The organism is Psychrobacter sp. 1U2 (assembly GCF_051847575.1).
In genome coordinates, this window is sequence record NZ_JBPYDC010000018.1 from 42,454 (window position 1) to 68,037 (window position 25,584).

The following is a 25,584-nucleotide window of genomic DNA, read 5'->3' on the forward strand; positions in this document are numbered from 1 at the left end:
TTTGGAGAAAATAATTGGCTAATAAAAGTAAGGAAATCAGCAATCCGTTTTCTACAGGGGGCGGAGGCGCACATTTTGAGGCGCATATTCAAGCATGTTTTGTAGCTTTGATGCTATCTAGAGGTCATGTTCCTAATATGCCATGTTGGCCTATTAAAGAAATAGCTCTTCAAGGTAAGAGGTTAGGTTATGAGACTGATGACTTGGTTCTATTGATTGAAGACTCGGAAACTAATGAGTCTCGCAGACTACTGGGTCAAGTAAAACATTCTATTACTATTACTAAAGGTGACTCTACATTTGGTGAGGTTATACAAGCAGCGTGGACTGACTTTAACAATAGCTCTATTTTCGATAAACGTAAAGATATTATTGCGTTGATTACTAGTCATATAAGTGCAACTGACCATAAAAATGTTCAGTTTATTTTGCGCCAAGCTAAATATGCTAAGGACTCTTTGGAGTTTTTTACGAACGTTAAGATGGCTAAATTTAGCCCTTCCCAAGCTAATAATAAACTTGATGTGTTTAAACTACACTTAAAAAATGCCAATAATGGTACAGATTTAACTGATGAAGAATTATATAATTTTTTAGGCTGTTTTCAGGTCTTAGGTTATGACTTAGGAGACGAAAAAGGTGTGGTTCTATCTCTAATTCACTCTCATATTTCCCAATTTCAGAATAAAGATATTAGTAGGGTATGGAGTAGAATTGTCGATGTTGTTCAATCATACAATCAAAGTGGTACAACCATAACTAGAGATAGTCTACCTGAAGACTTGTTGAAAGATTTCGCTAAGCATAGGTCTATCATAGAAATACCCAGCCATTTAAAAAATAGTAGGGGACAAACGCATAACCAGTTGATTAATTATCAATATAGCTCGGAGTTAGCACTTCTACTGCTTATTGGTGGATGGAGTGATCAAAATGAGAACGATAGAAAAATAGTAAGCCAACTACTGAATGAAGAATACGAAGATTGCTTGCCTATTATTAAAGATATTTCTAAACAATCTAATAGTCCTCTAGTTTTCAAAAACGGCGCTTGGTTGATTAGTGACAAAATAGAATTACTTAAGACGTTAGGCTCACTAATTTTTGATAATGATTTAGATAATTTCAAAACTATTGTAGAACTAGTCTTGAATGAAGAAGATCCTGCATTCGAGTTGTCTAAAGATGAAAGGTATTTAGCTACTATACAAGGAAAAGTTACTACATATTCAGGCATACTGCGTCAAAATCTTGCAGAAAGCATGGCACTGACTGGAAATCATGCGAAACTATTTACTCAATGTACTCCATCGAAAGCAGAAAATATAATTTGTATTTTATTGAGAGAATTGTTAAGTGAAGCTACTTGGCAACAATGGGCAACGCTAAACAACTTACTACCTAATTTAGCTGAAGCCAACCCTAATGAGTTTCTTAAACAAATAGAAAATACATTGAGCTTAGACCCTTGTCCCTTCGATGAAATATTCGCACAGGAGGGTAGTGGATTTGGTCAGACAAACTACATTACAGGTCTTTTATGGGGACTTGAAGCTTTAGCTTGGAATCCACAACATTTAGTTCGTGTTGTTTGTATATTAGGTGAACTTGCAAGACATGATACAGGTGGCAATTGGGCAAATAGACCAATCAACTCTCTCACAACAATTTTACTACCTTGGAGACCACAAACTACAGCCGATTTAGAAAAGAGAAAAACAGCTATAACTACTATAGTAAGGGAAGAGCCAGATATAGGTTGGAATCTATTACTTGAGTTGTTACCTAATAAGCACTTAACTGCTTTCGAAAACTATAAGCCTAAATGGCAAAATGCTATCTCTAGTGAGTGGGAAGCTAATATTTCAAATCAAGAATATTGGGAACAGAATGATTTCTTCGGTGATTTGATTGTAGGTATGACAGAGAAAGATATTGAACGTAATGTAGAGTTAATCAAAAACTTAGATAATCTTCCTGAAAAAAGTTTTGAAGCTTTTATTGACAAACTAAGCTCTGAAACCTTTGACGCTCTGTCAGAAGAAAATAAAAAGCGTATTTGGAATGAATTAACAGTACTATCTGTTAAGCATCGTAAATTTACAGATGCAGAGTGGGTATTACCAAGTCATATGATCGATAAAATAGAGAATGTTTCTGAAAAATTTGCACCAAAGAATCCTTTTTTGCTTTATCAATATTTATTTTCAGAAAGAGACTTTGAGCTTTATGAAAGTAATAATGACTTTAATCAAGAGCAAAGTAAACTTGATGAAAAAAGGATGGTGGCAATAGAAGAGTTGTTAACCTACGGCGGTATTGAACAGGTTATAGAATTCGTAAAAGTAGTATCCTCACCTCAAGCTGTTGGGTATGCTTTAGCTAGTATCCCGAATAATAAGATAGATGAATATTTATTACCAAGTTTGTTAACAACTTCAGATAATAAGTTAAAAGAGTTTCTGAGTTCATACATATCCAAATCATTAAGAGAGAAAAGTTGGAATTGGGTTGATAATATTAATAGATTGAACTGGTCAGAAGAGGATTTAGGTCAGTTTTTATCTTATTTGCCATTTTCTGAAAACACATGGGAAAGAGTCGAGTCTTGGTTGTCAGAAGATGAAACAAAGTATTGGACTCGAACATTTACTAATGCCTTATATATTGAGAAAGATATAAAATTTGCTGTGAATAAGCTTTTACACTATGAGAGACCACGAGCAGCTTTAAGATGTATATCTAGTGGGATGTTTCAAGGTAAGAGCTTGGATAGTGAACAATGTATAGAGGTACTACTAGCTAGCGTAAACTCTAAAGAATCTATTAACGCACTCGTACCATACGAAGTTGTTAAGTTAATAAAATACTTACAGTCTGAAGAAGAAATAAATCAAGAAGCGTTAGCTAAAATAGAATGGGCTTATTTACCATGGCTTGATTATCGACTTGACGCTAGACCTAAATTTTTAGAATGGAAGCTTGGGACAGATGCGAATTTCTTCTGTCAGATAATTCAGTCAATTTATAGATCTACTAATGACGATTTTAAAACAGATACTATAGATGAAAACAACAGACAATTAGCTACTAATGCTTGGCAATTACTCCATAACTGGAATACTATGCCTGGAACAGATATGGAAGGTCACTTTGACTTAGATTTATTTCAAGAATGGTTCGAAGAAGTTAAAAAAATATGTATAGGTTCTGGGCATTACAGAGTTGCTATGCAGCAGATAGGTAGCGTTCTCAACAATACACCAGAAGATAGCGATAGGTTATGGATTGACAGGACAGTTGCCGCAACTTTGAACGATAAAGATGCTAAAGAACTTCGTCATGGTTACAGCATGGGCTTATACAACTCGAGAGGTGCCCATTTAGTAGATCCAACTGGTCAACCAGAGAAAAATTTAGCAATCGAATATGATAATAAAGCAGAGGCTATTGAAAACGCAGGTTATCACCGTTTTGCAGTGACACTTCGAGAGCTTGCTAATGGTTATAGAAGGGAGGCGGAAGATGTTATTTCTGATTATAAGGATAACTAAGAAGACAATCGTGATACTGATATAGTTGTCATATTTAAAACTCTTAGTTTAACCTCGCTACGAAGGTGCGTTTTAGCCGTGACTGACGCGGTATCCTGTGCGACTAAGCGGGTTGCGGGCACTCGGCTGAGGGTAGTATCGAGAATACAGGAATGCCATTAGCCGTTAGTGCCCGCCACACTTAGGGGTACAGATACAAGCAAAAGGCGCGATTAGCTCCGATCCTTTATTTTAATTACGACTACCTTAATTTTTTAAATAATTACCAATATACTCGATGGGTTACGCTGCGCTAACCACCCCCCTACGACCCTTCTAATGCTTTTAATTTAAACAACAAAAACCTCGCCATGGCGAGGTCTTGTTATTTTGTTTAGGATTACTGGCTCATAGATTTGCTAATATCAGTAATCAACCGCTTAGCGAGCGGATTTGTAGTAGTCGACCAGCATAGTGCCTAACGTACCGTTGTCATCGATAGTGACAATTCTGACCGTACCTGACTGTGACGCGGTACTAGATTGCACTTGTCCGGCGCTGCCTAACACCACTTGATTGCTTTTGGCTGCCATTGCCCCGTTACCGATAGCGATGCTGTTCATGCCGCCAGCCATTGATTTATTGCCGACTGCTACCGAATTGGTGCCTTGGGCAGTAGCGGCTTCACCCACAGCGGTAGAACGCACTCCACTAGCATTAGCGATATGACCAAAAGCTTGTGCGCGCTCAGCAGTTGCTTTGGACTGCCAACCGATAGAGGTAGAGCCGAGACCTGCCGCGTTGGCTTCACCACCGACGGCAGTGGCAGAGTTCATACCGGCACTGGCTTTATTACCGACTGCGACGGTGTCATTGCTGCCACCAGCCATAGCCGCTTCACCAACAGCAGTAGAGCGTACCCCTGCTGCATTGGCTAGATGACCGAAGGCTTGTGCGCGTTCGGCAGTGGCTTTTGATTGCCAACCGATAGACGTTGAACCGAGACCTGCAGCATTGGCTTGACCACCGACAGCGGTTGCTGAATTGAGTCCTGCGTTGGCCATATTACCGATAGCGACGGTATCGTTAGTGCCACTAGACATAGCGCTGTTGCCTAGAATGATAGCAGTAGGGTTAGTAGTAACAGCTTGAGTCTCAGGCGTTGTGGTCATAGCTGTACATGCTGAAGTGGCGGCAATGGCTAAAGTAAGCGCACTAATGTTTAGTGCTGACTGTGACAAAAATTCCATTTTCATTGGTGAATCCTTTTTAAAAGCCCAAGGGGCTGGTTGGTTTGATTAAAGAGTAGCGCGGACCATAAATAAAATAGATATAACGCAAGAAACCCCACAGTCGCGAGGTTTTATTGAGTTAAATAGCTACTGGTTGAGTAGATACTGCTGCGCTGTTTACCAAGCGAAGGTGACTCCGCCACGCGCACCGACTTTGCCAGTATCAAGTCCAAATCCTGCGCCCGCTGAGATAGACATGCTATCGCTAAGTCGACTAGCAAACGAGGTGCTCAAAGCTGAGCCGCCATTGTAATAACCAGTGCCAATCGTCATGGCGTAGCGCTTACCTGATGGAATGACTGGCGTCTCTAAGGCGAGCGCCATCGCAATGCCGTCTTCGGCTTCATCTAAGCGATCTTCTTGACGATTGTACTCGCTGCGTAGATCATTGATCTGTCTCGTGTTGCTAGCAGATGCTGTATTTAAATTAGCGACTTGAGTGTTAGTGTTGGCCAGTTGATTGGCAGTCGCAAGTGAGTTTACAGAGACGCTCGCGCCCAAAGTGCCGTTGGCATCAGAAGTGACGATATTGGTCGTTCCTGACTGTGATGCTGTGCTGGCTTGCAGTTGACCGGCGTTACCTAAGACGATTTGGTCGTCGCTTACCGCTGTTGCGCCATTACCGATAGCGATAGCATTGGCGCCGCTAGCACTAGATTTATTACCCACCGCTACAGAAGAGTCGCCTTGAGCTGTCGCCGCTTCACCGACTGCGGTAGAGCGCACGCCTGTTGCTGAGGCTAAATGACCGAAAGCTTGTGCGCGTTCGGCGCTGGCGGTTGATTGCCAACCTATCGCGGTAGAACCTGCTTGGGTGGCTTGAGCTTGCGCACCGACGGCGGTTGAAGAAGTACCCGAAGCTGTGGTTTGACGAACGCCACTTCTATCGCCACCAATTGCCACACCATCAAGACCTGAGGCGACTGAAGTATTACCAATGGCAACCGCGTTGTCTGAACTAGCAGTGGCTGCTTCACCAACGGCGGTTGAGCGGACACCACTCGCATTGGCTAAATGACCGAAAGCTTGCGCGCGTTCAGCACTTGCGGTTGATTGCCAACCTATCGCGGTAGACCCTGCTTGAGTGGCCTGAGCTTGTCCACCAATCGCAGTAGAGGACGTGCCAGAAGCCGTAGTTGCGCGTTCGCCTGAGCGGTCACCGCCGATCGCCACGCCGTCATCGCCTGAAGCAATAGCAGTGTTGCCTATAGCAACCGCATTAGTGCCTGAAGCCACAGCGTCTTCAGCGCCAGCAAAACTTTGATCACCTGACGCTGTAGTCTGATGACCAACTGCCGTACCCATAGCGCCAGAAGCTTCTGCCTGCCAGCCTAGAGCAGTTGCGCCAGGGGTATTCGCTAAGCTCTCGCCGCCGATTGCAGTAGTCGAATTGCCCAAAGCTTGCGCGCCTGCACGTGAGCCATCTTCTGAGATACCGCCACCAAGCGCTACAGCGTCAACACCATCAGCTTGTGAGTTGGCGCCAATCGCGGTGGAGTTTTCAAACGAGGCGAAGGCGGTGTTACCGACAGCTAGCGAGTTTTCAGCTGAGGCAAATGCGTTTTGCCCCACTGCGGTGGCATTGTCGGCAAAGGCGCTAGTATTGGGACCACAAGCCAAGGCATCTGTTCCTAAGCTAGTTGCGCCTCCTGTACCTCCGCTATCCAGTTGACATTCAGCAGCTATAACAGTGGATGTACTTAAGGAAGCTGCGGCGATAGCTAGGGTGAGAGCACTGACTTTGAGTGCTGAGCATGGTAGAAAATCCGTTTTCATAATGCTATATCCTTTTAGAAGCCATATTGGCTCGATGGTTGAGGTAACTGCAAGCTCATAAATATCAACGCACTCTGACAGTAACCGTTTAGCTAAATGCAGAATTCGTAATATTAATGTAGCACTAATTTTTACAGACCATTCAACTCATGATGAGCTTATGCTATCAAAGGTCGTTTAAGCCGATGAATAACCAGTCACATTCAAAACACCTCTAAATCGTTATCTTTTGATAAGTAGGCTGAAGGTAGTTTCGATCGAGAATTAGGTATAAAAGGAGAGGGGATAAAGCTGATTTGCAAGTATGAAGTATTAATAAGCAGTGTTGATTAAAGCGCAATAAAAAGTAAGTCACGTAGCGACTCTCTTATAGTCTGCAACCAACAAAAACCGTCTAAACTCAAAACTAGTCTAGGCGGTTAGGTCGGAGTTTTGAGGTTATGGTGCTGGATATCCTGTGATGTCTTGTATACTTTGGTATAAAGGTTTTAGGCGCTCGTACATTTTGAGATAGACCTCGTTGTAGAGGCGTTTATAGAGTTGCACGTTGGCTTCAATCGGTAAGAATTCATCGCCTAAATGGGTCATGGCGTCGCAAGCCGTCGCGTGGTCGGGATAGATGCCAAGACCCACCGCGCAGTTAATAGCCGCGCCAAGGCCAGTGGCCTCATAAGTGTGTGGACGGTAGGCGGGCATGGCAAAGATGTCGGCGGTGAGCTGCATGGCGGAGTCGCTTTGGGAGCCGCCGCCTGAGACACGCAGGTGTTTGATAGGTTTGCCCGTGCGTTTCTCGATGGTATCAAAGCCGAGTTTAAGCTCATAAGCCAGCCCTTCTAAGATAGCGCGATATACGTGGGCGCGGGTGTGCACATCGCCAAAGCCGATGAGCGCGCCTTTGCCTTCAAGCCCCGGATGACGCACGCCCGGTGACCAGTACGGCTGCATCATAAGTCCCATACAACCCGCTGGAATATCTTTTACCGCTTGATCGAGGAGCTTTTCGGTGTCGATGCCTTGGGTTTTGGCAAGCTGTTGTTCGTAGTGGGCGAATTGCTCTTTAAACCAGCTGACCATCCAAAAGCCGCGATATATCATGTATTCATGATTGTAGTAGTGCGGGGCGGCGGCGGTGTAGGCAGGCATGTGTTTGATGACTTCGACGTAATCGGTAGAGATAGTATTAATGGTAGCGGTAGTGCCAAAGCTGAGGCAGGCAGTGTCGGCGGCGAGACCCGCTGCGCCTAGGGCTTCGCAGGCTTTATCGCTAGCGGCGGCAATCATAGGCGTACCCTCTAGAATACCTGTGGCTTTGGCGGCTTTGGCGCTTATCTCACCGAACTTTTGGCTTGGTGGGACGATTTTGGCCATTTGCTTAGGCGTACAGCTGAACAGTCGCCATTTGAGATCTTTGGGTTTTAGCCACGTTTGTGCCTTGTAGTCATAGGGCAAATAGCCAACCGAATGGCCTGTCGAATCGGCGAGTTCGCCAGTAAGCTGATAAGTAAGGTAGGCGGAGAGATTGACGTAATGCGCGGTCTTTGCCCAAATCTCACGTTCATTTTGCGCGAGCCAATTACAGCGCGCTTTTTGCTGGGCGTCTTTTACCAGCTCGCCCATGCCGATGATTTTGGTTAGCGGGTTTAAAAAACCGATATCGTTGGTCTCAGCGCGGCGCAGATCCATCCAAACGATAGCAGGACGTAGCGGCTGCATGTCTTTATCGAGGCAGATCATGGTATAGCGCTGGGTAGCGAGACTGACGCCCGCGATTTGCTCAGGTTTAATCTCGCAGCTTTGCCACAACTGCTGACAGGCTTCCGTTAGTTTTTGCCAATAGTAGTCGGCATTTTGCTCGGCATAATTAGGCTGCTCAGAGAAATAAGGCTCGATAGGCACGCGGGCCTTGGCGATCTCAGTACCGAGTTGATCAAAGATTAGCGCTCGGACGCTTTGCGTGCCGTTATCGATGGCTAAGAAATAAATGGGGTCGTCAGTATTTTTAACTTTTGTAGTCATAGTCGTCCTTAACTATGTAGATATAAAAAACTCAAGCCGCAGGCAAATGATAATAACGCTGCCACAACTCAGTATAGCGAGCGACTTCTTGCTGCCATTTTTGCTCGTCCCAGCCCAGCTCCTGCTGACAAATCTGCTTTATTCTCGCGCTAATCAAGGGCGTCATCGCGCCATGAGGGAGAATTAATCCTAGACGCGTGCGCCTTAATAACAAGTCATCTAAATGTATGACCTGCTCGTAGTGCGCGGCAAAGCGCAGCTCCGCCCAAATGGTGTTGCTATCGGTGACGTAAGCCAAATCATCGTCATGTGCTAGCGCTAACAAGTTATCGAGCTGCAGACCATAAAATCCTTGCAAGCGCTGCTGTAAGAGTTTTGGTAAAGTGGCAAATTTGGGATGAGTCGGCGTAGGATTGCTAAACACTTGGTCGCCGTTTGTGGCATTGCTTTTCACATGGTCTTGAGTGGCAGAGGTATCAAGATCAAGCACTTCTTGGCACCTCGCAAGCACATCAAGGGCAATTAGGCGAAAGGTAGTGAGCTTACCGCCGCTAACCGTTACCAAATTATTATCAAGCCAAACGCTATGATCGCGTTTTTCTTTACTGGGGCTAACACGCTTACCATCACCGCCATCGGATATCAGCGGTCGCACGCCCGCCCATGAGCTGATAACATCTTCTCGATTCAAATTAGTATCATCAAATAGCGAATTAGTCGCCGCTAATAGGTAGTCGACCTCTGCGCTAGTAATACCGACTTCTTCGTCATTAAGTGGCGGATGATCCAAGTCAGTGGTACCAAGTACCGTGCGATTCTCCCACGGAAAAACAAACACCGCCCTTTTATCAGTAGGATGCAAGAAGGTGTAGGCTTGCGAGGTAGGCAAGCGCTCTTGACTGACCACTAAATGACTACCGCGTGAAGGCCGGATTTGCTTGTGAAAACTTTGCTCGCTTTGATTACTCGCTTGCATGCGTAAGGTATCGGCCCAAGCGCCTGTGGCACTGACCACGACTTTGGCGCGGACTTCAAAAGTCTGATCGCTATCTTTAGAAGCCGTGTCTTTTAGAGTTGCGCCGACGACTAAGCCTTGCTCATTAGTGATCAGCGACTCGGCTTTGAGATAATTAATCGCTTGCGCGCCGTCATGTATGGCTTCATCGAGCACGCGCATAACCAGCCGCGAGTCATCGGTGACGGCATCGCTAAATTGACTAGCACCCAAAAAATTGTCTTGCTTGATGTTAGGATTGAGACGCAAAAAAGCGTCCTTTTTAAAGTATTTAAAATAGCGTTTGCCCGCTATCCTGTCGTAGACTCTTAGCAAGGTATTAAAGACCCAAGGTGGTGGGAACTTGCCTTTATAATGCGGCATGACATAGTGCATCTCATTGACTAGGCCGTCTGCTTCAGTAAGCATACGCTCGCGCTCGCGCACGCTAAGCAGAGTAGTTTTATAATCGCCCGAGGCGATATAACGCAGTCCGCCATGTACCATTTTGCTTGAGCGGCTGGAGGTGCCCCAAGCAAAGTCTTTTTGCTCAATTAATAATACAGCTAGCCCGCGCCTTGCTGCTTCACGGGCAATGCCTGCACCGGTAATACCACCACCGATGATAAGCATATCCCATGGTTCTGACCGTGCTAAGGGCGCGAGTGCTTGCTGGCGTTGTTTGCTTTGAGTCATAAATTACTCTTTTTAATTTGTCTTTTCATCTTCAAGCAATACACCCGGATTCATCCGCTGCTCAGGATCTAAGCTTTTGAGCATATCATGAGTCACTTGCAGGCCGAGCTTACCTTTTTCGGCCACTAGATAAGGCGCATGATCGCGACCGACGCCATGCTGATGCGAGATGGTGGCTTTGCCATTCGCGAGGCTGGTACTTGCGGCATGCTTGATTTTTTTCCAGCGCTGCAAAGTTGTCGCGTGATCTTTGGCGGCGCGAAAGAAGTAAGTGGTATAAAGACTTGCACCTTGCTTATAGACGTGCGAGATATGGGTAAAGGCCATCACTTCCTCACCTTCATCAGCAAGTGAGGTTCTGACCGCCTCTTGCATCAGCGCCATTTGCTCGTCAATACGATTCCAGTTAGTCGCGGTCTCAAAGGTATCGACCATGATGCCTTTATCCCATAACGTGCCACGCAAGTAAGGGAATTTGAAGCGACCATGCGCCCAAACACTGCCCATAATATTGGTGATTTTCCCCGTCACACTACCATGTTGCTTTAACAGCTTATTGAACTGAGTCACTGCCAGTTTATTCTGGGCTTTATCCCCTGAGAAACCATAAGTCAGCATGACTTTATCTGAGCTAAGTCCGCGCGCTTTGAGATAAGTGCTAATGGCTAAGAACTGACTCGGCGTAGTGCCTAGATGCAAATGCGCGTCGGTCTCGACGGCATTGCTTAGACGTAGCATAGACAAGCGAATATTGTTTTGCACGGCTTGTTTTAGCACCGCTTTACCCGCTTCCCAATTCGGTAGAAAAGCCACTTTAAATAGCTCTTCTTCGGGTTGCGGCTGTACGCGCATCTTCACTTCGGTAAAGATGCCCGCGCGGCCTTCAGTACCCATCATCATCTCACGTAGATCAGGGCCTGCCGATGATGCAGGAATGTCAGCGATATTGAGTACGCCTTGCGGTGTGACTAGCGTACCGCCAGCAAACATTTGCTCGATACGCCCATAACCTAATGACTGCTGACCGCTAGAGCGCGCGGCAATCCAGCCACCAAGCGTCGATAGCTCCCAAGACTGTGGATAATGGCCCAAGCGATAACCGTGCTCGTCCAGTTGCGCCTCAACCGCAGGGCCTTGTGTACCTGCACCAAAAGTAGCAATTTGGCTCTCATCATCTAAGTCAATAAGTCGGTCCATTTGACTCATCGCTATCGTCAATACAGGCCGCGCGCCTTGTTGCGGGTTGATATGACCGACCACTGAGGTGCCACCACCGAAAGGAATAACGATAAGATCATGCTCTTGGGCTAGCATTAATAATTGCTCGACATCTTTGGTCGATTGCGGATGCGCCACGCCATCAGGGAAGACTTCAAAGTCGCCGCCATGCATAGCGATCCAATCAGGAAAGCTCTGACCGCGGGCATGTCTGAGTCTGACTTCACTATCAATCGACACGATATCAAGATCGGTAAGCTCAGCAGGCAAACGCGATTGCGGCACAGTTTTTAGCACTTGTTGCAAATTGACCGATTTGAGTTTTTTGGTTTTGCCGATATGCGACTTGATGAGCTTTGCGCCGTGCGGTGAGACCTCTTTATTGATATTGACATTACCCCAGCCATTCCAGCGCGTCTGCTCGATGGGCGTATTAAGAGCACTACTAGTCTTGGAAGTCGTATCTAAACTGGCGTTGTCAATATTATTGTTATCAGAGGTTGCCGCGAGAGGGGCAGATAAATCAGCTTTGGGGGCTTTGCGAATAAGAGATTTGAGCTTGCTCATAGAGACATACCTGTCGATTTTTTATCAGTTTATTTGGATTAAAGTTTGGATTCTAGCTTATATTAAACGTTCAATCATAAAACTAGCATACTTATTGTTTTAGATTATCACACTATAAGTCACTTTTTTTTATAAATCTATAAACAATAGTACAAAATTTACGCTATTTACTCGCAGTAAGATCTCAAACGCTTATAAATAGCAAAAGCTTGCCAACACTATCTCCATTATCATTCAGAAACTTGTTAAAATAGGCTGATAATTTTACCTATTGACGGACATCTCTTTATGACCACTGCTATCACGTCTAATACTACTTCTGTTATACCGACTATCAAAGAAGATCGCATCTTAATCCTCGATTTTGGCTCACAGTATAGCCAGCTGATCGCCCGCCGTGTGCGTGATTCGGGCGTATTTTGTGAGATGTTCCCTTATGATATCGACGCCGATCGCATCAAAGACTTCGGTGCTAAAGGTGTCATTCTTTCGGGTGGTCCTGAAAGCGTACACGCAGAAGATAGCCCGCGTATTAATGATGCGGTGTTTGACTTGGGCGTGCCGGTTTTGGGCATTTGCTACGGGATGCAGGCGATGGCGGATCGTTTTGGCGGGCAGGTTCACGCCAGCGATATCCATGAATTTGGCGCAGCAACGATCAACGTTAATGGTCATTCAACCCTCACCGAAGGTATTGAAGATACAATTAGTGAAAATAAAAGCACGGAAGCTGCGTCTACCCAGCTGAATGTGTGGATGAGTCATGGCGATAAGGTCATTGAAGCGCCGCAAGGCTTTGAAGTTATCGCTAGTACGCCAAGCTGTCCGATTGCGATTATGGCCGATGATGACAAGCAGTACTATGGTCTACAGTTCCATCCTGAAGTGACGCATACTCTACAAGGTCAAGCTTTGCTAGGTCGCTTCGTGCATCAAATCTGCGACTGTGCAGGCGAGTGGACGCCGGATAATATCGTTGATATGCGGGTAGCGCAGCTCAAAGAGCAAATCGGTGATAAGCAAGTATTGCTTGGTCTATCAGGCGGCGTCGATAGTTCGGTGGTCGCCGCGCTATTGCATAAAGCCATTGGCGATCAGCTGACTTGTGTGTTTGTCGATAATGGACTGCTGCGTCTGCATGAAGGCGATCAGGTGATGCAAGTATTCGCCGAAAACATGGGCGTCAAAGTCATCCGTGTCGATGCCGAAGATTTATTCTTAAACGCACTAGCAGGCGAGTCAGATCCCGAAGCCAAACGCAAAATTATCGGTAAAACCTTTATCGATGTATTTGCTGATAGCGCCCGTAAAGTCAGCGAAGAGAGCGATGGCAAAGAGATTGAGTTCTTAGCACAAGGCACGATTTATCCCGACGTCATCGAATCCGCCAAGTCGCACCAAGGCAAAGCGCACGTGATTAAGAGCCACCATAACGTCGGCGGTCTACCCGATGATCTGGCCTTTAAACTGATTGAGCCATTACGTGATTTGTTCAAAGATGAAGTGCGTAAACTAGGTATCACTTTAGGTCTACCAGAGAAAATGATCTACCGTCATCCGTTCCCAGGTCCAGGTTTGGGCGTGCGTATCCTTGGTGAAGTGAAAAAAGAATATGCCGATATCTTACGTCAAGCGGATGCGATCTTTATGCAAGAGCTGGAGCGTTCAGGTTGGTACGACAAAACGGCGCAGGCCTTTGCGGTATTCCAACCGATCAAGTCAGTCGGTGTGGTTGGTGATGGTCGTCGCTATGCGTGGGTGATTGCACTACGTGCGGTTGAGACGGTGGACTTTATGACCGCACGCTTTGCCCATCTGCCGTATGATTTGATTGAGACGGTATCGAACCGCATTATGAATGAAATCGCTGACGTCTCACGCGTCACTTATGATGTGTCGAGCAAACCGCCTGCAACGATTGAATGGGAATAATCTTTACTCAGTGTTTAGCTGACATAAAAAACACTCAACTTGGTTGGGTGTTTTTTTTGACCAAGATTTTAGTTAAAAAACTATAGTAAATTTACGTCGCCAAAATTATATGCGTTTTTCTCAAGCTTGCTTCAATATAAAGACACTTACCACCCTCGGTAAGTGGCAATTTTGCCATTATCGTTTTCAAAAAGGATATATGATATGAGTAAGAAAACTGTAGCAAGTAATAACGCCGATATGGTTAACCGCAATAAAGGCACCAACGGTACTAATATAGCTAACTCTAAAAATACTGGTAATAGAGGAAAGCAACTAAATCCTAATCAGAAAAAAGGTTAAATGATTAGAATTTTTACAATTAAAGCTGTGCTTTCTATAGGTAGAAGGCATAGCTAATATTTCTTAAACTCATATAAACTAGGGTTCAGTATGACTGATTTAGCACAATTTCCTTCTCAAGGAGATTTACTCAAATTTGTCTATAAAGCGACAGGTATCATACCGTCTAAAAGTAAGTTCATTATAGATGTTGAAATAGATAATAAAAGCTTATATAAGAGTCTAAATAGACTAGCTAGAGAAGAGGGTGATTTCTTAAAAAATTTTGAAGAACATGCTAATGAGTTTAGGTCAGCAATATATGGTTTGTTTTCTAACACTATGTATAGCGATACATTATCTGATCCACTTATAGAGATATTTCAAGTCTATACTCAAACGGTATTAACTGACCATACCTATCTAGAAAGAAAAGAGTCTTTGCTATACCTGATACATCATATTTTTTTGCAAAGAGCTACTATCTCAATATTTAAATATCAACACTATTACAGTGTATTTTTAGATGCTAAAGTTGCACCCAAGAGTGAATTTTGGTTTTTGGATTGTGAAAGTACAACGCCTTTAGCTTGCGTTATAAATTGGATATACGATTGTGAGAAAAAGAATCTAGAAGTCTTTCATGACAATTCTGAGTTTAGTACTGATGAATCTATTGATCAAATTGATAAGGATTTAGTTAACGTAAGAAATTGGCTATCTGGTACTGTTAAACTACCACCGTTCTCTAACATCTTAGACGTTTTTAACAGAGCGTTTAAAGTTCATAAAATTGATGATGATAAAAAGGATAGGTATAGGTTTTTTCTTTTTATCGCTAGGTTTGCAACTTACTGCTTAAACAGTTTAGTTGAAAATTATAGTCAAGAAGAAGTTGCCCGGACACTAAACAAATTAAAATTGTACTTGGGTCTTATTACTAAAGATTATGAGTATCTGTGTTCTGTTATTGATGCTCACAGAACGACTAGGTTGACAGATGCAGAAAGCTCTATGGGCGAAAGTTATACAAAAATACAGAATGTCGATTTTTTTCTTAATAAATCGATGGAGTATCAAAATTTCATTGCTCATCATCTTAACAATATTCAAGTAGAGTATATTAAAGCATCTTCGAGAAGTACTAAGCCTCAAAGTGAATCTATCCATGATATCCATCGAGAAATATTGAAAGAGCTAAGTGCTAGCAGTGCTGCACAATATAAATTTATTATTAAGTTTTTTCAAGACCGTTTAGTTCCACCAAATCATGAAGGCTACACGGAAAATATCAAGAATTGTATATACGCTTATGATGTGATGAAGCAAAGATATAATCATCGGCAGTGGCTAAACGAATACTACGAAGTTGGTAATGATTCAGTTTATCCTTGGCTTGTACATTGGGTAGATGGTATGAAGTCATTTTATAGTAGGGATTTTGAATCGTCCCTTAGTAGTATGAGAAAAGCCTTTGAGACGATTAGATATTCAGCAGGTAATAGGCAAATTAAATTTATAGAAGATTATATGCTAGTAGCTTTAGCACAGCCTAATAAGAACGGTAATATACAAGGGTGGAAAGATTTTAAATTAGCATTCAGATGGTGTGTGTTTATGAACCATTTCGACGCTTTTCCAGAGTTTTATACTGATGTAAGTGATAAAGAGCTAAAAGTAATTTTCAAAGATAAGAAACATTCTTATAAATCGTTTTCAGGTAGTAGTTTTGATAGTAAAGTTTTAGCAAAGCTCTTATTTCACTGGAAATATGATAACCAATAAAAGCATTCTAATAGAAAAAAGCAGCACCCCAAAAGAGCGCTGCCATCATCTACAAAACTAAATCTTTCAAACTAACCCTAACCCTGCACATTCACCACATAACGCCCAACCGTTTGGCTCGCCATAAAGCGATCTAAGTATTCAGGCGTTTGCTCGAGGGTAATCTCTTCGCAGTAACTCTCTAAATTAGGCAACTTCATATCGGTAGCGACACGCTGCCAAATCGCCTTTTTATCATCGAGGGAAATATAGACCGAATCGATACCGAGTAGGGACACGCCGCGAGTGATAAACGGTAATACCGTCATGGAGAATTCAGCGGAAGCAGCGAGACCGCAAGACGTCACCGCACCGCCTGCTTTAGTTTGCTTAAGTAGATTCGCTAGATACTCACCGCCGACGGTATCGATAGCATTGGCCCAGAGCTCGCGCCCGACAGGACGTTTGCCGACTTCGTTGACGCTATCACGATGCCTGACTTCACTGGCACCAAGCTCTTTTAGATGCTCCGTTTGTTCCGTCTTACCAGAGAATGCAATCACTTCATAGCCTAAATGATTGAGTATCGCGATACTGATACTACCGACACCGCCAGTAGCACCGCTGACTGCGACTGGGCCATGTTCAGGCTTTGCGCCCATTTTCTCTAGCTTTTGCACGCTTAGAGCCGCAGTGATACCACCTGTACCATAAATCATAGCTTCTTTTAGCGTCAGCGTTTTTGGACAGGCTACCGCCCAATCAGCCGAGATAGAGATCATTTGACCCAAACCGCCATCGGTGTCCATGCCCAAATCATAGCCAAAGACCACGACTTTTTCACCTTCTTTAAAAGTACCAGACTTGTCGCTTATCACCACGCCTGCGGCATCGATACCGGGGGTATGCGGGAAGCTTTTGGTAATCATTTTATTACCGGATGCCGACATTGCATCTTTATAATTAAGTGAGGAGTAATGCACCTCGATTAGTAAGTCGTTATCGGGTAGATCGCTGACACTACGCTGCTGAATGCTTTTGGTAAATTCACCGTCGCTGGTCTCTTCAACGACTAGCGCTTTAAAGGTTTGATTAGACATATCGATATTCCTTATGATTAATTTTTGAATGAGCTAAATGTTAAACACTTGTTTTAAGTAAATATATTATGGCTTAAGCAATATCTTACCTTTTTTCTCTGCTTGTACTTTTTCGGATACTGCCGTTTGAATATCGTCTAAATTGTAGATACCGCCCGTTGGGAGTTTCAACGTACCATTAGCGGCATTGTCAATTAGCTCACGGGTCAGACGCTGCATATCATCACGGCTAATCTCTTGCATGAGATCACTGGCCCAAAAGCCTTTTACTTTGGTTAAGTTAAAGATTAGATTGCTAGGATTGATCATTAAAGGTTCGCCCGACATAGACCCTAGTGAAGCCATCGCGCCATGTTTGCCGAGTAGTGATATCAGCTCGCCACCAGACTTGCCGCCGACGGCATCGACTGCGCCGCTGATGTGAGCATCACCAACGATCTTTTTGACTTGCTGTTGCCAGTCGTCACTATCAGTCACCACGTTGTTGTCGGTAATGCCTAAATCGATCAGCTCTTGCTCCGACTCCTTACTACGCACTAAGTTGATGGTATTGATATTACGCTGGGGCGCGAGCATCGCCATCGATTCGCCGACTGCGCCATTGGCGGCGTTTTGGATAAGCCATTGTCCCGGCTCAATGTTTAAAAATTCAATCAGGAGCAAGGCACTCATCGGCATCGCGATTAGCTGCGCCGCCATTTCATCATCGATAGCCTCTGGTATCGGGATGAGGCTTTGCGCAGGCGCGATAAAATACTCCGCCCAAGTACCTTGAACCCCTGAAACTACGACGCGCTGACCTTTCTTAAAGCCTTTGACGTCACTGCCCAAAGCGTCAATCGTCCCTACGGCCTCGGAGCCACCAGTGGCAGGCAGTTCTGGTTTATTGCCGTATTCGCCTTTGATAGTGACTAAGTCATGGTTGTGGATAGAAGATAAGATCGTTTTGATACGGACTTCGTTATTCTTAGGTTCTGGAGTTTGGCTGTCGCTTACGCTTAAGACGTCTGATGGTTTACCAAATTCGTTATAACTTGCACTACGCATAGGAGTATCCTTTTTTATTATTTATGAGTTTTAGTGTTAATTATAAATTGCTGTTTATAAACCATAACAACTCAAGCCAAACGTTCTCAACGTGATTTTGGTTACTTAAAGTTGTAGCTAGCTTAGAATTGTAAGGCAGTCTAGGTTAAGCATAAGGCTTTATTAACGAGTGCGACGTTTGCACTAGTGGTTTAAGATTTCACATAAAAAAGCAGCGCTTCTTATAGTAGAAACGCCGCTTTAGATAACAGAAAGACAATAAGTTTTGAAATTAATAAGCTGCTATTAACTATTAAGGTTTTAATAGCACCTTACCGTTTTTACCTGATTGTAATTTACCATCGACCGCTTTGGTGATATCGGCTAAATCAAAAGTGGCTTCGACAGGCAGCTGTAGCTTGCCATCTACGGCACGCTCGATCAGCTCATTGACTAAGCGCGTTTTATTCTCAACGCTCATCTCTTGGCTCAGCTTGCTACCCCAAAAGCCTTTTAGCGTCGCTTGTTTAAAGATCACATGCGTCGGATTAAGTACCATCGGTTTGCCGGACATCGCGCCAAATACTGCGAAGGTGCCGCCGTGACCGAGTAGCGACAACAGATCTCCGCTATTTTCGCCGCCGACCGAATCGACCGCCGCACTGATTTTGTCCTCGCCAAGGATAGCTTTGACTTGCTCTTTCCAATCCTCATCATCGGTGCTGACGTTATTTTCTGCGCCGATCGCTTTTAGCTCTTTTATGGCATCCGTACTACGTACCACATTGACGGTTTTGACGCCGCGCGCTGCCGCTAGCATAGCGAGCGATTTGCCGACCGCGCCATTAGCGGCATTATGGATAATCCATTGACCGCTCTCGACTTCCAAGAATTCAAGCAGCATCAAGGCACTAAGCGGCATAGCGATCAATTGCGCTGCCATCTCATCATCCAAGCTCTCGGGTATGGCAAAGACCATGTCTTCAGACGCCGTGAAATACTCCGCCCAAGTGGCTTGCACGCTAGCAGCGGCGACCCGTTGCCCAACTTTGAGGTTTTTGACCTCACTACCGATCGCATCGACGACGCCTACCGCCTCACTACCAGCAATAGCGGGCATTTCAGGTTTAAAGCCGTATTTGCCGCGAATGGTCAATAGGTCATGGTTGTGAATAGAAGCGAGTACCGTTTTTACGCGTACCTCATTGGCGTTAGGTTCTGGGATAGGGCTATCGCCTAGGCTTAGGACTTCAGTAGGTTTGCCAAAATGATCATAAGTTGCGCTACGCATAATAAATCCTTTTTAGTAAGTATTTTGAGTGCTTTTAAAATAAGAAGGGTTAACAAGGTTACAGTAACCAATTAAGCTTAATTAACTCAGTGCAAGTTTAGTTAACTGAGCGATTTTGATCAGTCTGGGTTTTTGGGCTTAACCTTTCATATTAGAAGTTTTAAGCCTCAACCATTACTTTATCGGCCGTGTGATTGGTTTCAACTTGACGATGAGCCTCGTGTAATTCTGCAAAGGCAAAAGTGTTAAATACATGCGGTTTTAGCGTGCCTTTCTCGATCATGGTTTTTAAAATTTGCATATCATCGCCGTTTGAGGTCACATGGAAATAAAAGACGTCGATATCGTGCTGCTTGGCATACGCTTTGACCTTATCAGAGAACACAGGGGTAGGCAGAGACAGGCTTTTCTTAAACATCTACTAGGACAACAATTTACAACTACCTTAACAAGGGATTTTGATTATTAACAAGGCAATTTTCGTTACCTCGTGTTGCCACAAACGCTTACCAGTATTAGCGCTCAATAAAACTCAATACGGCTCAGTAAGTGCTCTTGGATTAAATAGGCGCAAATATAAGCGCTCGGCCAAGCAACTATAAAGGCATATTTCCAAGAATGAAACAGCGTGGTAAAGAAGCCCTCGAAAAACCCTACGTTAATCAGTAGCAGGGCAGTCGAGATAATCGTCGACATCATCAGCGCCATTAAAAAGGTAAAAATCAGCCGATAGTATTTGCGCCGCGTGCGTATTCTGACGGTCGGGAATTTTGCCATAATATTCTGTTGTCCTGCTTGATGAGAGCCACGTTTAACTGTTGATATAAACGTGATATTTTGCGATGAGAAAGGGTGATACAAAGCATTGCCCATGCTTAGCGGCGACTATGATAACGCGTGGAGACAGCTAGGTAAAATGGGTATTATCAATCATAAAGTTCGCGATATCTTAATGACCTTAATTTGTTTTTTAAGAAAGCATCTTTTTAAAAATTAGCACACCAAAGCCTGCTAGTCTTGCTAAGATAAAATCGATCACTACAAACAAATAAGGCAATAAAATGACTGTTCAAAAACAGCGAGATTCTCAACAAAAAACATTGGGTATCATCGGCGGTATGAGCTGGGAGAGCACTGAGAGCTACTATCGGCTGATTAATGAAGGGATAAAGGATAAGCTGGGCAGTTTGCATTCAGCGGATCTGCTCATTCATAGCTTAGACTTTGCGCCTATCGGCGAGCTACAAGCAAAAGGCGATTGGACGCAAATGGGGGAGGTATTAGCGAGTAGCGGCAAACGTCTGCAAGCCGCTGGCGCGCAAGGGTTACTTATCGCGACCAATACGATGCATAAAGTCGTCGATGAGGTGCAAGCAGCAACGGGCTTGCCGATTATTCATATTGCTGATGCCACGGCCGCTGCGATTAAAGCGCAAGGGCTGACTAAGATAGGCTTGCTCGGTACACAGTTTACGATGAAGCAGGATTTTTATAAGCAACGCCTGACAGATAGCGGCTTGCAAGTGATGATACCCGAGGATGAAAAGCGAGTAGAGGTGCATCGCATCATCTATGAAGAGCTGTGCCAAGGGCAGTTATTGGATAGCTCAAGAGAGCAATATAAAAGGGTAATTGAGCAGTTAGCCGATGCAGGCTGCGAAGGGATAATTTTGGGCTGTACTGAGATTGGCTTGCTGATTAAACAAGCCGACAGTCCCATTCCTGTCTTTGATACCACCGCTATTCATGCGGCGGCAGCAGTCCGTTTTTTACTTGAATAAAACTAAGGCAAACGCTACCGCTTCTTCTTATTTATTCAGTATGGATCTAATGACTGCCATGAATCCTCTCGTGTACTCTGACAATACGGCGCAGCGGTAAGCGCTTCCATGACGTCGTCGGTAGGGCATCACGGCATGCCGCACACGTGCCGACGTGCGCGCGATAACCCTCGGTTCTTTGTGCAGCTTCCTCTTTAGATAGTTTTTTACCTTTGCGCCAACCGCCGTATAGATATAACCCACCTCCCATCACCGCGGTGGCAACCATGCCTGCTGGAAACGATAACCAAAGCGCATCAGAGCCAAGTATGGGATACATGCCAAAAGCAAAGCCGAGGCGCACCGGATACATCGAAATCGCCATAACGACCAGCGGCCAAATCACATAACCGTTGGCACGCATCGTCCCAAAGAACACTTGCGCTATCCCAAAGAACAAAAAGCCCCATGTCGCCATAAGCTGAATATGGCGCCCAATCTGCACCGCTGGGCTATCACTGCCCAAAAAGAAGCCCAAAATCGTCTTATCAAAGAGAGTCAGTACGCCAATCATAATACCGGTCAATATCACGTTAAAAATAAGCCCCCAGCGGGTAATCCCTGCCACACGGCTCCATTGATTAGCACCGATATTTTGCGCGACCATCGCACTAGCCGCAGCACTGAGCGCCATGGCTGGCATCTGTACGTAAGTCCAAAGCTGCTGGGTGGCGCTATAAGCCGCGGTGGTCTGTACACCCTCACGGTTAATTAGTGAGAGCATAGTGAGCGCCGCGGTCGAGATGACAATCATCTGCAAACCCATCGGCAAGCCCTTTGAGAACATCGACTTCAATATGCCGAGATCAGCCTTTAAAAATCTCAGCTCTGGCGTATTAAGAGTCAGCGCTGAACCGCGCCAGTACATCGTCGTCACCATGCCGATGAGCGCTAAAGTGTTAGCAATAGCGGTAGCGAAGGCTGAACCAAAAATCCCCCATTCTGGAAAAGGCCCCAAGCCCATAATAAGTACCGGCGTCAAAACAATATCAACACCGACTGACATAGCGATAAACCAAAGCGGCGTGGTGGAGTCACCCGTACCGCGCAGTGCCATCATCATCAGTGTAAAGGTGAGGGTGACTGGCATCGCGATAAATATCATCCGCAGATAAGTCAAAGCAAGCTCAAAAGCACTTAATGGCGTCCCCAATAAGTCAAGTAATGTCGGCGCAAACAGCCAACCTATTGCTGACAGCAATATACTTATCGGAATAATACTGCCTAGCGCCGTTCCCATCGTGCGCTTGACCTTGACGGTGTCGCGCTCGCCCATCGCTTGACCGATAAAAATCGTCGCCGCCATACCGAAACCGAACACAAACGAGATCATGATAAACATCAAGATGTTGCCGTTCGCTGTTGCGGCAAGGGCTTCTTCGCCCAAAAACCTGCCCACCCAAACGGCATTGATCGAGCCGTTGAGTGACTGTAGCGCCGATGAGCCAAGCGTTGGCAAGGCAAACAGCAGCATGGTTTTGGCAATCGAGCCTTCGGTGAGGTCGCGCGATTTATCAGTGGGGGTACTAGTGTCGCTCAATGTCGATCCTTTTACGTCACTTAAGTTGTTGTCAGTTGGTTTCGATTAATAATAAAAAATGGTCTTACGAAAGAGACAATTCGCTAACTTAGGTTGAACGGAATAAAAAGCTATTATTATAGAGGGCAGCGCTCAAGCTCTCTTTACTAGAAAGGTAAGCAAACTTGCGATAGTCCTATTTATGAACGTAAGGGATAAGGGTTTGACTAGAAAGTTATAAATTAAAAAATCTAAGCCCAAGTTTAGCGCTAAAATCAAACTCAAATATTATTTTCACCCTACCTCTAAAAAAGGATTTTTTATGCTCCTAAAACGCTTAGGCCTTGCCGCGATATTTAGTCTGGCTATTGTGGGCTGTACCACTGCGCCCAATACGCTCGCTGTCAACACCACGCAAAAGCTCATCCAATATGAGCGCAATAAGTCTGATTTAGCAGTAAAAACACTAACGCTAGCTTCTGGCGATAAGATGGTCTATGCCGAAAACGCCAATCTGAAAGGCGAGCCGTTATTACTCATTCACGGCTTCGGCGGTAATAAAGATAACTTCACTCGTATCGCTGATGAGTTAGGCGACTATCATTTGATCGTTCCTGATCTGCTCGGGTTTGGCGAGTCGAGCAAGCCGATGGACGCAGACTATCGCTCGGAGGCGCAAGCCACGCGCTTGCATGAGCTATTGCAAGCTAAAGGTTTAGCGTCAAACATTCATGTCGGTGGTAACTCGATGGGCGGCGCGATCAGTGTGGCTTATGCCGCAAAGTACCCCAAAGACGTTAAGAGTCTCTGGCTCGTCGATACGGCAGGATTTTGGTCAGCAGGTATTCCAAAGTCGTTAGCAGGCGCAACTTTGGATAACAATCCACTACTGATTAAGAGCAAGGAAGACTTCTATAAGATGTATGATTTCGTCATGTATAAGCCGCCTTATCTGCCCAAATCGGTCAAAGCGGTGTTCGCGCAAGAGCGCATCAACAATAAAGAGTTAGATGCTAAAATCCTAGAGCAAATCGTCACTGATAATGTGGAAGAGCGCGCTAAAATCATCGCGGAGTATAAGATTCCAACACTCGTAGTATGGGGCGATAAAGATAAAGTCATTAAGCCTGAAACGGTCACTGTCATAAAAGACATTATTCCGCAGGCGCAAGTAATTATGATGGAAGACGTCGGGCATGTGCCGATGATTGAGGCGCTCGATGAGACGGCGGAGGATTATAAGGCATTTCGGGAAGAGTTGGAGTAGGATTTCAAGTTAAATAAGTTTGTTTAAATTAAAAAAACACCAGACGACCTGGTGTTTCTTTTTTTACTACAGGATTGTATTTACCTCGTTCAAACTACAACTCTTTTACCAACCTCTCGAGTAATTGAGTAGTTGTCTCTTTCTTGACCAAAGCGACCCCTTGTCCTGCCCACAAAGATTGATGTTCTACGTCAAGGTTCTTTTTGGCGTGACGACGCAAAGACTTGGTCATAGCATTTAGCTGAGGGTAGGGCGGTAGCTCATGCGCGCTTTCAAAGTGCGCAAAATCACGCAAATAATCGTTTAATAAACCGCGGGCTTGCTTACCTGAAAACAGCCGAGTTAGGCGCGTCTCAGTACTACGCTTATCTTGACTGGCATCTAGCAAAGCTTGCTTATAACTATCATTGATACCGCATTTATCGGTCGTCAAAAACGCGGTTCCTATTTGCGCAAGCTCAGCGCCAGCGGTTTGAATGGCTTTGATAGCTTGCCCCGTCATAATACCGCCTGCTGCAATCAAAGGGACATCAGTACAAGCGCGCGTTTGAATAATCAGCGTCAACAGTCCCATTGGGTCGCTAGCGCTTTGCGGTAACCAGCCACCACGATGCCCACCAGCTTCCATCCCTTGCACGCATACTGCATCTACGCCAATATCCGCCCATGCTTTTGCTTCCAGTGGATGATTGGCAGTACCGATGACATGCGTACCTAAATCCTTTAAGCGCTGAACGTGCTCGGCGCTGATAATGCCAAAGGTAAAACTAGCGATAGGAACAGGGTTGTCATAGAGGACTTGTAGCTGCTCGCGAAAGTTGTGCGCTGGACGTTCAGGTAACGCCATGTCTATATTGTTTTCTTGATAGTATTTACTTAGCCAAGCAGGGATTTCACTATCCAAGGTATTAGAATCATGCTCCGATAACACCATTAGATTGATCATAAAGGGGCGGTCGGTGAGTGATTTAAGAGTATTAATATGCTCATTTAAAACCTCTGGTGCCGTCGTCCCACCGCCTAATGACCCCAAACCGCCAAAATTACTCACCGCTGCCGCCAGTTCAGGCGTGGTCGCTCCTGCCATCGGTGCTTGTACGATAGGGTAGGTCAAATCAAAGGTATTCAATAAGGTCATAACGGGCATCCTGTTTGTTTTATTAGGCGTTTTACATTACTTACTGTATCAAAGCTGAGCGGTGTACGTGTGAGATAATGTGTATTTGGTTATTCGATAAAAGAAGTAGAGTTTCCATCACAGAAGCAATCCATTTAGAATAAATACCAATAATAAAAAATGGGCCAGCTTCTAAACCATCAAAAGACAGCCAAGAAAACCGACCCATTTTTATAACTTTGCTTTTTAACTTTTGTACTAGGGTGTGTTGACATATATAGAATAATTGATAATCATAGTGTTATGACTAGATTAACCCTAAGTGATGCCCAGTG

Annotated in this window: 18 protein-coding genes; 6 read left to right on the top strand and 12 right to left on the bottom strand. The window is 44.7% G+C overall.

Features of this window, described 5'->3' with window-relative positions:
• The first annotated feature begins 14 nt into the window (after positions 1 to 14).
• Positions 15 to 3,554, top strand: a complete 3,540-nt coding sequence (locus ACS8FD_RS09560; RefSeq protein WP_439275612.1) for a hypothetical protein — start codon at positions 15 to 17, stop codon at positions 3,552 to 3,554.
• Positions 3,555 to 3,973: 419 nt separating this feature from the next.
• Here the strand turns inward: ACS8FD_RS09560 and ACS8FD_RS09565 are convergent, their stop codons facing one another.
• The 5 genes from ACS8FD_RS09565 to ACS8FD_RS09585 form a co-directional block, all read right to left on the bottom strand.
• Entirely contained in the window at positions 3,974 to 4,789 is an 816-nt protein-coding gene (locus ACS8FD_RS09565) for a hypothetical protein (RefSeq protein ID WP_439275613.1), read from the bottom strand.
• 153 nt (positions 4,790 to 4,942) lie between these two features.
• The gene (locus ACS8FD_RS09570) at positions 4,943 to 6,601 is read right to left on the bottom strand and encodes a YadA-like family protein (RefSeq protein ID WP_439275614.1); all 1,659 of its coding nucleotides are present in this window, start codon (positions 6,599 to 6,601) and stop codon (positions 4,943 to 4,945) included.
• 438 nt (positions 6,602 to 7,039) lie between these two features.
• Positions 7,040 to 8,617: an FGGY-family carbohydrate kinase gene (locus ACS8FD_RS09575; protein WP_439275615.1), complete on the bottom strand. Its 1,578-nt coding sequence runs from the start codon at positions 8,615 to 8,617 to the stop codon at positions 7,040 to 7,042.
• A 31-nt stretch (positions 8,618 to 8,648) separates the two neighbouring features.
• A complete protein-coding gene (locus ACS8FD_RS09580; RefSeq protein WP_439275617.1) occupies positions 8,649 to 10,307 on the bottom strand; it encodes a glycerol-3-phosphate dehydrogenase/oxidase in 1,659 nt (552 codons plus the stop codon).
• Between the two features lie 12 nt (positions 10,308 to 10,319).
• Entirely contained in the window at positions 10,320 to 12,092 is a 1,773-nt protein-coding gene (locus ACS8FD_RS09585; protein ID WP_439275618.1) for an FAD-binding oxidoreductase, read from the bottom strand.
• Positions 12,093 to 12,392: 300 nt separating this feature from the next.
• Between ACS8FD_RS09585 and guaA the strand changes: the two genes are divergently transcribed.
• The 3 genes from guaA to ACS8FD_RS09600 all read left to right on the top strand — a co-directional run bounded on the left by guaA (position 12,393) and on the right by ACS8FD_RS09600 (position 16,130).
• Positions 12,393 to 14,024, top strand: a complete 1,632-nt coding sequence (gene guaA, locus ACS8FD_RS09590; protein WP_439275635.1) for a glutamine-hydrolyzing GMP synthase — start codon at positions 12,393 to 12,395, stop codon at positions 14,022 to 14,024.
• A 204-nt stretch (positions 14,025 to 14,228) separates the two neighbouring features.
• Positions 14,229 to 14,366 (top strand): hypothetical protein, encoded by a 138-nt coding sequence (locus tag ACS8FD_RS09595; RefSeq protein ID WP_199506994.1) that lies wholly within the window; start codon positions 14,229 to 14,231, stop codon positions 14,364 to 14,366.
• 90 nt (positions 14,367 to 14,456) lie between these two features.
• Positions 14,457 to 16,130 (top strand): hypothetical protein, encoded by a 1,674-nt coding sequence (locus tag ACS8FD_RS09600; RefSeq protein ID WP_439275620.1) that lies wholly within the window; start codon positions 14,457 to 14,459, stop codon positions 16,128 to 16,130.
• Positions 16,131 to 16,207: 77 nt separating this feature from the next.
• On the opposite strand, the gene ACS8FD_RS09605 is transcribed toward ACS8FD_RS09600, so the two are convergent.
• From ACS8FD_RS09605 to ACS8FD_RS09625, 5 genes are all read right to left on the bottom strand, one after another.
• Entirely contained in the window at positions 16,208 to 17,209 is a 1,002-nt protein-coding gene (locus ACS8FD_RS09605; protein ID WP_439275621.1) for an oxidoreductase, read from the bottom strand.
• Between the two features lie 66 nt (positions 17,210 to 17,275).
• The gene (locus ACS8FD_RS09610; RefSeq protein ID WP_439275623.1) at positions 17,276 to 18,256 is read right to left on the bottom strand and encodes a zinc-binding dehydrogenase; all 981 of its coding nucleotides are present in this window, start codon (positions 18,254 to 18,256) and stop codon (positions 17,276 to 17,278) included.
• Between the two features lie 292 nt (positions 18,257 to 18,548).
• Positions 18,549 to 19,526 carry a zinc-binding dehydrogenase gene (locus ACS8FD_RS09615; protein ID WP_439275624.1) on the bottom strand — a complete coding sequence of 326 codons (978 nt, stop codon included), beginning with the start codon at positions 19,524 to 19,526 and terminating at the stop codon, positions 18,549 to 18,551.
• A gap of 160 nt (positions 19,527 to 19,686) precedes the next feature.
• Positions 19,687 to 19,944 (bottom strand): zinc-binding dehydrogenase, encoded by a 258-nt coding sequence (locus ACS8FD_RS09620; protein WP_439275625.1) that lies wholly within the window; start codon positions 19,942 to 19,944, stop codon positions 19,687 to 19,689.
• 104 nt (positions 19,945 to 20,048) lie between these two features.
• Positions 20,049 to 20,399: a DUF2798 domain-containing protein gene (locus tag ACS8FD_RS09625; protein WP_439275626.1), complete on the bottom strand. Its 351-nt coding sequence runs from the start codon at positions 20,397 to 20,399 to the stop codon at positions 20,049 to 20,051.
• A gap of 188 nt (positions 20,400 to 20,587) precedes the next feature.
• Between ACS8FD_RS09625 and ACS8FD_RS09630 the strand changes: the two genes are divergently transcribed.
• Positions 20,588 to 21,307: an aspartate/glutamate racemase family protein gene (locus ACS8FD_RS09630; protein ID WP_439275628.1), complete on the top strand. Its 720-nt coding sequence runs from the start codon at positions 20,588 to 20,590 to the stop codon at positions 21,305 to 21,307.
• Positions 21,308 to 21,353: 46 nt separating this feature from the next.
• Here the strand turns inward: ACS8FD_RS09630 and ACS8FD_RS09635 are convergent, their stop codons facing one another.
• Entirely contained in the window at positions 21,354 to 22,886 is a 1,533-nt protein-coding gene (locus tag ACS8FD_RS09635; RefSeq protein ID WP_439275629.1) for an MATE family efflux transporter, read from the bottom strand.
• Between the two features lie 301 nt (positions 22,887 to 23,187).
• Between ACS8FD_RS09635 and ACS8FD_RS09640 the strand changes: the two genes are divergently transcribed.
• The gene (locus ACS8FD_RS09640; protein WP_439275630.1) at positions 23,188 to 24,132 is read left to right on the top strand and encodes an alpha/beta hydrolase; all 945 of its coding nucleotides are present in this window, start codon (positions 23,188 to 23,190) and stop codon (positions 24,130 to 24,132) included.
• Between the two features lie 94 nt (positions 24,133 to 24,226).
• Here ACS8FD_RS09640 and ACS8FD_RS09645 read toward each other — a convergent pair whose 3' ends face one another.
• Complete coding sequence (locus tag ACS8FD_RS09645; RefSeq protein WP_439275631.1) at positions 24,227 to 25,270, bottom strand: NAD(P)H-dependent flavin oxidoreductase; 1,044 nt, start codon at positions 25,268 to 25,270, stop codon at positions 24,227 to 24,229.
• Positions 25,271 to 25,584: the final 314 nt, after the last annotated feature.